The sequence below is a fragment of the Wolbachia endosymbiont of Wuchereria bancrofti genome (assembly GCF_002204235.2).
GTDB lineage: Bacteria > Pseudomonadota > Alphaproteobacteria > Rickettsiales > Anaplasmataceae > Wolbachia.
Window position 1 is genome coordinate 1 of sequence record NZ_NJBR02000034.1, and the last position, 8172, is coordinate 8172.

Genomic DNA, 8172 nt, shown 5'->3' on the forward strand with positions numbered 1-8172 from the left:
ACTGGAGTTGATATAAAAGTAACTATTGCAGTTCACTTAGAGATGTTGGCAGTGAAAGTATTAGTGCAGCTTGTTGTGTCTAATTGCTGTTGCAATTATATACCATTATAATGAGTCTTTAAGTTTGCTTAAATAAAGAAAGTAAAGTCGATCTCTTTGTTAAAGAGGGAGTTGCTGTATAACAGTAAACTAGGGAATAAATATAGTAGTCTACCATTGAATAACTTATTATAATTGTATTGATTATTAATAGATAAAAACTTGGTAGACTACGAAGAAATATTCTTAAACAAAATCAAAGATATAAAAGAAGAAGGGCGCTATCGTGAATTCACGCATTTTGCGTCGTTGCCTGGCAGGCTTCCCTATATTATGGATTGTGAAAGAAATAGGGAGGTTATCGTTTGGTGCAGTAATAACTACTTGGGGATGTCACAAAATGAGAGTGTTGTTGCCGCTATTCAAAATTCGTCAGTTGGTGCAGGGGGAACAAGAAATATATCTGGTACAACGAAAGAAGTTGTCGAACTAGAACAATCACTAGCTTGTTTGCATAACAAGGAGGCTGCTTTAACTTTCACTTGTGGCTACCTTGCTAATCAAACTACACTTAGCACTTTATCGTCTGTTATTCCTGATGTAGTAATTTTTTCAGATGAGAAAAACCATTCTTCGATGATAGAAGGCATAAAATCAGGAAAAAGACCGAAACATATATTTAAGCATAATGATGTTGGCCACTTAGAACAGTTGTTAAAGTCTGTAGACAGAAAAACGCCAAAAATAATAGCGTTTGAGTCCATATATTCAATGGATGGCGATATAGCACCGCTAAGAGAAATATGTAACCTGGCAGATCAATATAATGCAATTACCTACTTGGATGAGGTACACGCAATTGGCATGTATGGTCTACGCGGTGGTGGAATTGCGGAAAGAGAAGGTCTAATGGACAGAGTGACCGTTATTCAAGGCACATTATCAAAAGCGTTTGGGGTAATGGGTGGATATATAGCGTCTTCAAAGAGCTTGGTGGATGTAATAAGAAGTTCTGCTCCAGGATTCATTTTCACTACTGCTATGTCGCCTGTTTTAGCAGCAGCGGCAAAGGCAAGCGTTGAGCATCTAAAATCAAGCAACGTTGAAAGGGAAAAGCAAAGACAAGTTGTTGAAAAAGTAAAAAACTCACTGAGCAATGTGGGAATTAATTTTATTCCAACAGAAACTCATATAATTCCAATAATAATTGGCGATCCAGAATTATCCAAAAGGGCATCAAAATTATTATTTGATGAGTATGGAATATATGTTCAACATATAAATTACCCGACGGTTCCAAGAGGAACTGAGCGTTTTCGCATTACTCCTACACCTTATCATACCGATGAAATGATAGAACATTTAACAGAGTCGCTTATAAGAGTTTTTGTAAAATTGTCTATTTCTGTAGCTTATTTATGTTAGCTTAACATCTCCAGCAATGATAAATCCATTGCCTTCCATTAGTCTGCCAGCGCTTTCTTGGAGAAGAAGTCTACCTAGCAAAGCCTTATATTTGTTAACTCCAGAGTAAACTATTCCACTGTATCTTCCTGCAGCAAGGTATGTAAAACCTAAAACTGTTGAGCCGACAGAACGTACATTACTGTTGCCTGGCAGTAATTTGTTTAACAAATTACCACTTACATCTATTAAACTCCCTTCATGACTTTTCATTCTCATTTTTATATGACGAGATCTAAAGTCTTCAAAAAAAGCTCCTTTCTTTTCTTCTGCCCAAAAAGTTTCTCTAAGAGCCGGAGTATTAACTACAGCTGCCACAACTTTATTTTTGTGAACAAGACAAACTGATACTGCAAAATAAACCATGCGACTAGAAAAATTTTCCCTGCCCTCTATAGGCATGATGAACCAAGTATAATCCTTCTCTTTTGTTTCTTGATCAATATCGTCTTCAAAGATGAAACCATAGTCTTGTTTGTAATCATGCAAGCAATTGTATATAGTTTGCTTAGATCTTGAGTAAGTTTTATTGATAAAGTCTGCTGACTTAACATTGGAAATTTGCAATTCATTGAAATCACGCATGAGCTGCTTAGAAGCACTGCGCACAGAATCAAGCATCACATTAATTCGTGGTGATGAAATGGACATTCTTCCTTTTACTCTTTCACTCTTTCGTAATAGCTATCATCTGGAGTATATACTACAATTTTGTCCTCTTCTTTTATAAATTGAGGAACATTAATGCGCATTCCATTTTCCAAAATTGCGGGTTTATAAGAGGAAGTAACAGTCTGCCCTTTAATAAAAGACTCTGTTTCTTTTACAGTCAATCTTACATAATCTGGCACATGCGCAAAGATTATTTTATCTTGGTAAGTTACTACCTTAATTTTCATATTATCCTGTAAATAAATCTTTTTTTCTTCCAATAAGTCCAAATTTATAGTGATCTGCTCGTAGTTACTTGGATGCATAAGATTCACAATATTTCCTTCAGTAAAGAGATAAATATATTCTTCCTCATCTAAAATTGCCCTTCTGATTGTTGCATCAGAACGGAACCTTTCGTAGAGTTTTGCTCCGGTTTTGATGTTTTTCATTTCGGCTTGTATGTATGCACCACCTTTACCGGGTTGAGTATGCATGATACTTACAACCAAAAATAATCCACCATTATGTTCCAACACTTGACCTGGCCGGATATCATTAGCTCTTTCTGCCATAATTGCATTTTCAGTTTGATCTTACGATTATAGATAGCTTTTATATAAATATCAAAGCCTTTATTAATCAATAAACTCCGGCATATTGAGCGTAATATATCTTTCCTTTATGTTTACATACGGAAATATTTCTTTAGTAAAGGGTAGCATAATATTCTTTTTTGTACTGATCACTGAAATTTCCAATATATCTCCTGAACCGAAATTATATATAGATTTTATGTAGCCATATAATTCGTCATTTTCCAGCCTTACTTCCATGTTTACAAGGTCACCTTGATAGAATTCATTCTCATCATTTAACTTTAGTAGCTTGTTTCTTTCTATGTATAATTTCTTATTTCTTAAAAACTCTGCTTCATTGCGAGAATTTACTCCACTTATTGTAGCGATTACTAAATTTTCACCTATGACAGACACTGAGTCTATGTCATAATTCTTACTACCACTTATTAGCTTACCATACAATGAGATATTTTCAGGTTTTTCAGTGAAAGTTTTGACTTTAACAGCTCCTTTAATTCCATGAGGAGAAGTAATGATTCCCATGCATACTAAATTATCTTTCATATTGATATGGGTCGGAAGATTTCTCAGACAGATATTGAGTCAGAATCTCAATGCCTTCATCAATTTCTTTTTCAGTGATAATGAGTGGAGGAAAAATCCTTACAACATTATCTGATGTTGCTCCAACAGTAAGCAAGCCACGATGACTTAGCTCGCCTGCAAATTTTTGATTATCCATTTTCACTTTTATTCCAAGCATCAACCCCTTCCCTCTTACTTCTTCTATTATTGGAAATTTACTTGCCAGATCTTCTAGTTTATTTTTTAAATGCTTACCCCTGATCTCAACATTTTCTAGAAAGCCAGGGCTGAGTAATTTATCAAGTACAGCATTGCCTACTGAAGTTGCGAGTGGATTACCACCAAAGGTGGAACCATGCATGCCAACTGTTATATATCGTGCAGCCTTCTCAGTTGCAAGACAAACTCCTAATGGAAAACCACCTCCTATTCCTTTTGCGAGAGCACATATGTCAGGTTTCACTCCTATATGTTCGTATGCAAATAATTTTCCTGTTCTACCAGTACCACATTGTATGCAATCAAAAAATAGCAATATGTCATTCTCATCACACAGCTTTCTTAGTTCTTTCATAAAGGCATTGTTCATTACTTTAATACCGCCTTGTCCTTGTATTGGTTCTATTAGCATTACTCCTATATTATTAGAAATTGCTTTCTTTACGCTTTCGATATTGGGCTCGATGTTATCACACCAGTCAATGTAGGGATTCAGTAATTCAGAAAATCTCCGTTTATCGTTTGTAGCACAAGTTAAGAAGGTTCTCCCATGAAATGCACCATGAAATGTTAAAATTCTATGGCGGTTTTTATTACCTTTTCCATTTTGGTAAACTCTAGCAATCTTCAGCCCGCACTCTACTGCCTCTGATCCAGAATTTGCGAAAAATACAGTATCAGCAAAACTGTTGTTTATTAATTTTTCTGCAAAGTTATTAGCAGCAGGTATATTATAGGTATTTGATATATGCCATAGCCTTTCTCCTTGCAAATTAAGAGCGCTAGTTAATTGCAAATTAGTGTGACCTAAGCTATTGACAGCTATCCCAGAATGAAAATCTATGTAGCGCTTACCATCAATATTATATAAGTAAATGCCTTTTCCATAAGAAAAATTTATATTAATAGGAGAATAAACTGGCAAGATAGGAGAAATTGTCATAAAAGTATGGTACGCTGAATTCTAATTAATAACGTAAAAGCCGTTATTTCACAATGAGAAGGATATGTATAAGATAAGTAAATTAATACTTTCTGCACTAAAGGGGAATAAATATACAAAAGTTATTGTATTATTCTCATCAATTTTTGTGATTTTATTTAGCGTGATATATTGTAATTATTCTCTAAGGGATGATTTTCTTTCTTCTTACCGTGATTCAAGTGTAAGCTTAAAAAGTGTACTGGAAAATAGCATAATAAAAAAGTACCATTACCTACTGATAGAAAAACATCACATTAAATACAAAAGCTTTGATTATATAAACCAACTGGTAAAACTGCGTGCTGAATTGTTACAATCAGTTGGTGAAGTGAAGGATCTGGGCTTAATGCTATATGATCAAAATAGCAGAATAATATTCAGTCACTTTAACACTCAAGATCATGATTATGAACAGTTACTTACAAACGATGAAATTGATAAATTACTAAATAATCAAGAGATATTTTACACTATAGGACATGCACTAATTTCTATTTTCCCCATATTTCATGAAGATGACACTAAGCCATCATTTTTTTTAAAGATTGTTCAAAACCACGACAACTTTTACGTTATGGTATATAGCCTATTTTTAACGTTTTTAGGATTATTATTAATAATTTTAATATTAGTGATGCTTTACTTGCATTTTTCTAATACCCAAATGCTAGTCAAGCAACATAAAACTAATGTTGAATTACAACAAATGAAAGAAGCATTAGAGCAAGAGAATACAAATAAGCTAAAGTTTTTCGCAAGCGTCACACATGAGCTGCGCACACCTCTTAACGCTATTATTGGATTTGCAGAATTGATCAAAAATGAAACCTTGGGTTCGATGGATAACTATCAATACAAGGAGTACGTGGATGATATATATAATGCAGGAACACACTTACTTGCTTTGATTAATGATGTATTAGATTTTTCAAAGGCTGAATCAAGTAGTTTGACAGTAGAAAAAGTGAAGTTTAACCTGAACAAGATAATAGATTCGTGCTTAAATATGCTGTCACCTAAATTAAAAGAAACCGGGATTAGTTTAGAGAAGGAGATACCTAATAGACAATTACTAGTTATCGCAGATCCCAAGAGGATGAAACAAGTTATAATAAATTTATTATCAAACTCGATCAAATTTACTCCTAAGGATGGTTTAATAAGAATGGTGATTAAGGAAAATATAGAAAAAAACTTATTGACTATTGAATTTCATGACAATGGGATAGGAATAATGCAGCAAGACATATATAAAGTTATGTCTGTTTTTGGCCAAGCAGATTCAGGATATAGAAATGAAGGTACTGGTATTGGATTACCACTTAGTAAAAAATTAGTAGAGTTAATGGGTGGCACTTTCAACATCAAAAGCGAAGCGAAACTTGGTACTACAATAACGTTAAACTTCTTTTATGAAGAGCAAACATGTGAAGATTTGATTGATTTTTAACTAGAATTCTTGAAAACTCTGACTACAATTTATTATAAGTATTATTAACGGAGGGAGATGTGGAATTGGCGGTAGGAAATAATGCACCGGATTTTAGTTTACCAACAGATTCTGGTGAAAATTTATCATTGAGTGATTTTTTTGATAAAAAAAATATAGTTCTTTATTTTTACCCTAAAGACGATACGCCAGGTTGTACGCTGGAGGCAAAAGGCTTTAGAGATAAAATAAATGATTTTTCTTCCCTTGATACAGTAATAATTGGTGCATCAAGAGATAGTATTAAGTGCCACGCTAGCTTCAAGGCAAAATATTCTCTACCATTTTATTTGGTTTCTGATGAAAACGCTGAAATGTTGGAAAAATATGGTGTTTGGGTAGAAAAGAGTATATTTGGCAAAAAGTATATGGGAATAGAACGCACTACTTTTTTAATAGATAAAAAGGATAAGATAGTGAGAATCTGGGAAAACGTAAAAGTTAATGGGCATGTTAATGAGGTTCTGGAAGAAGTAAAGAAAATATAAATTAAAGAATAGGCTAATGGCTGCCCATTGCTACATAAAAAAGTTGAAATTAAGTAATTTTCGTAACCATTCAAATTTTGAACTGGACTCAGATGACAGCTCAGTTGTGATAACTGGCAAAAATGGTATCGGTAAAACTAATATACTCGAAGCAATCTCCTTGCTTGCTAAAAGCAATGGGATGAAAAAAGCAAAAGCCAGTGAGATGCAAAATAGATTCAGTAATGAAGATTGGGCAGTGCACTATGATTTTTTTAATGGAGCAGACCTTAACTCAATCGGTATTGCAAAAAGTTTCAATAAGAAGCTGATACAAATTGGTGGAAAAATGCAATCAAGTTACTCATCTCTATATAGAATATCCAATGTAATATGGCTAATTCCACAAATGGATTATATTCTTCTTAATTCTCCAAGTGATAGGTTAAAGTTCTTAGACCGTATAGTTTCACTATTTGAAGAGAATTACACTTGCTACTACATGAGATATAGGAAAGCTAAATGCGAGCGAGGTAGACTGTTAAGGGAAAACATTTTAAACAAGAGTTGGCTTTCTAGCCTTGAGAATATCATGGCTGTTAATGCAGTTAATATCTTAGATATGCGATTATCTGTTTTAAAAATGTTGCAGGACACAATTGATAGCTATTCTACTCAGTTTTTTCCAAAGGTGAGTTTGAAATTTAACAGCCAGCTAACTTTAAACGATACTGCAAAATATTTTCAGAATCGTTTAAGGGAAAATAGAGAAAAAGACTCGTTGACTGGTAGGATAACCTTTTGTGTAAATAACGATAAATTTCAGGTTTTTTGTCAAAGAAGAAACTTACCGATAAATCTGTGTTCTACTGGAGAACAGAAGTTATTGCTGCTTTCTATTATTTTATCTAGTGTAAAAGCAAGGTGTATTCATTACAATAAGGCACCGCTCCTTCTACTTGACGATATAATGTCTCACCTGGATAAGCATTATAGAAAAGTGTTAATAGAAGAGATGTTAAGTATTCGATGTCAAGCCTGGATAACTGATGTGGATCAAAATAATTTTGGTAACTATGTTGATTATTTCAAATTTATTGAATTATAGATGAATGCCATTTTTCAAACTGGCCCCAATTACTTACTATAATTGGACAAGAAGTCAAAATCTCTGTTCCTTAAATCCTCATTCAAGCAGGTACAAAAAGAGATTCTTTCCTTTTCAACAGGTCTTATGTAGAAAATAGACTTTTTGCATAACCTAGAAAAAAGGCAGATAGTTATTATTTTAGATATTAACATTTTTTGTGGCGCTGCTGCTTTTAAATTGCTTCAGCTACAAATATTTAAGAAATCCACTAAGTAAGAATAAAGACAAAAGAAGCCCTAGTTAATATCTATTTAAAAACATTAGCGTTTTTTTATGTTTTAAATACTTAATAATCGCGACTCAGTTGTTTTTTATTGCAACTAACCTTTAGTCATAAATGTTTTAGAAATTTACTAGGCAAAAAAAAAGGCAAAAGATATACCGTGGTAGATAGTATTTACTCTCTAATCCTGCAAATTGGCATATTATACTGTCCTAAACGCTTTATAAGTATAAGCGAGTTTCAACTTATATAGGTAAAAACCTAGAAATGTTGTGAAAACATAAGGTACATATAGTGCAAAAAATTAAACATAAGATGC

8 protein-coding genes are annotated in these 8172 nt (G+C 33.3%); 4 read left to right on the plus strand and 4 right to left on the minus strand.

Annotated features, from left to right (window positions below; translation table 11 throughout):
* Positions 1-261 precede the first annotated feature (261 nt).
* Positions 262-1464, plus strand: coding sequence for a 5-aminolevulinate synthase (hemA, locus tag CCY16_RS02205; RefSeq protein ID WP_088414619.1), 1203 nt, complete (start codon positions 262-264; stop codon positions 1462-1464).
* Here hemA and CCY16_RS02210 read toward each other — a convergent pair.
* The 4 genes from CCY16_RS02210 to CCY16_RS02225 form a co-directional block, all read right to left on the minus strand.
* Complete coding sequence (locus CCY16_RS02210; RefSeq protein WP_088414621.1) at positions 1456-2154, minus strand: inositol monophosphatase family protein; 699 nt, start codon at positions 2152-2154, stop codon at positions 1456-1458. The genes hemA and CCY16_RS02210 overlap by 9 nt on opposite strands.
* A gap of 8 nt (positions 2155-2162) precedes the next feature.
* Positions 2163-2729 carry an elongation factor P gene (efp, locus tag CCY16_RS02215; RefSeq protein WP_088414623.1) on the minus strand — a complete coding sequence of 189 codons (567 nt, stop codon included), beginning with the start codon at positions 2727-2729 and terminating at the stop codon, positions 2163-2165.
* A gap of 63 nt (positions 2730-2792) precedes the next feature.
* The gene (rimM, locus tag CCY16_RS02220) at positions 2793-3299 is read right to left on the minus strand and encodes a ribosome maturation factor RimM (RefSeq protein WP_088414625.1); all 507 of its coding nucleotides are present in this window, start codon (positions 3297-3299) and stop codon (positions 2793-2795) included.
* A complete protein-coding gene (locus CCY16_RS02225; protein ID WP_088414627.1) occupies positions 3289-4482 on the minus strand; it encodes an aspartate aminotransferase family protein in 1194 nt (397 codons plus the stop codon). The genes rimM and CCY16_RS02225 overlap by 11 nt, the downstream gene beginning before the upstream one ends.
* A 64-nt stretch (positions 4483-4546) precedes the next feature.
* Here CCY16_RS02225 and CCY16_RS02230 point away from each other — a divergent pair, with 64 nt between their 5' ends.
* From CCY16_RS02230 to recF, 3 genes are read left to right on the plus strand one after another with little or no spacing between them, the layout of a single operon-like run.
* Entirely contained in the window at positions 4547-5974 is a 1428-nt protein-coding gene (locus CCY16_RS02230) for a sensor histidine kinase (RefSeq protein WP_088414629.1), read from the plus strand.
* A gap of 59 nt (positions 5975-6033) precedes the next feature.
* Positions 6034-6501: a thioredoxin-dependent thiol peroxidase gene (gene bcp, locus CCY16_RS02235; RefSeq protein ID WP_088414631.1), complete on the plus strand. Its 468-nt coding sequence runs from the start codon at positions 6034-6036 to the stop codon at positions 6499-6501.
* Between the two features lie 16 nt (positions 6502-6517).
* On the plus strand, positions 6518-7588 hold the full coding sequence (gene recF, locus CCY16_RS02240) for a DNA replication/repair protein RecF (protein WP_088414633.1): 1071 nt from the start codon (positions 6518-6520) through the stop codon (positions 7586-7588).
* Positions 7589-8172: the final 584 nt, after the last annotated feature.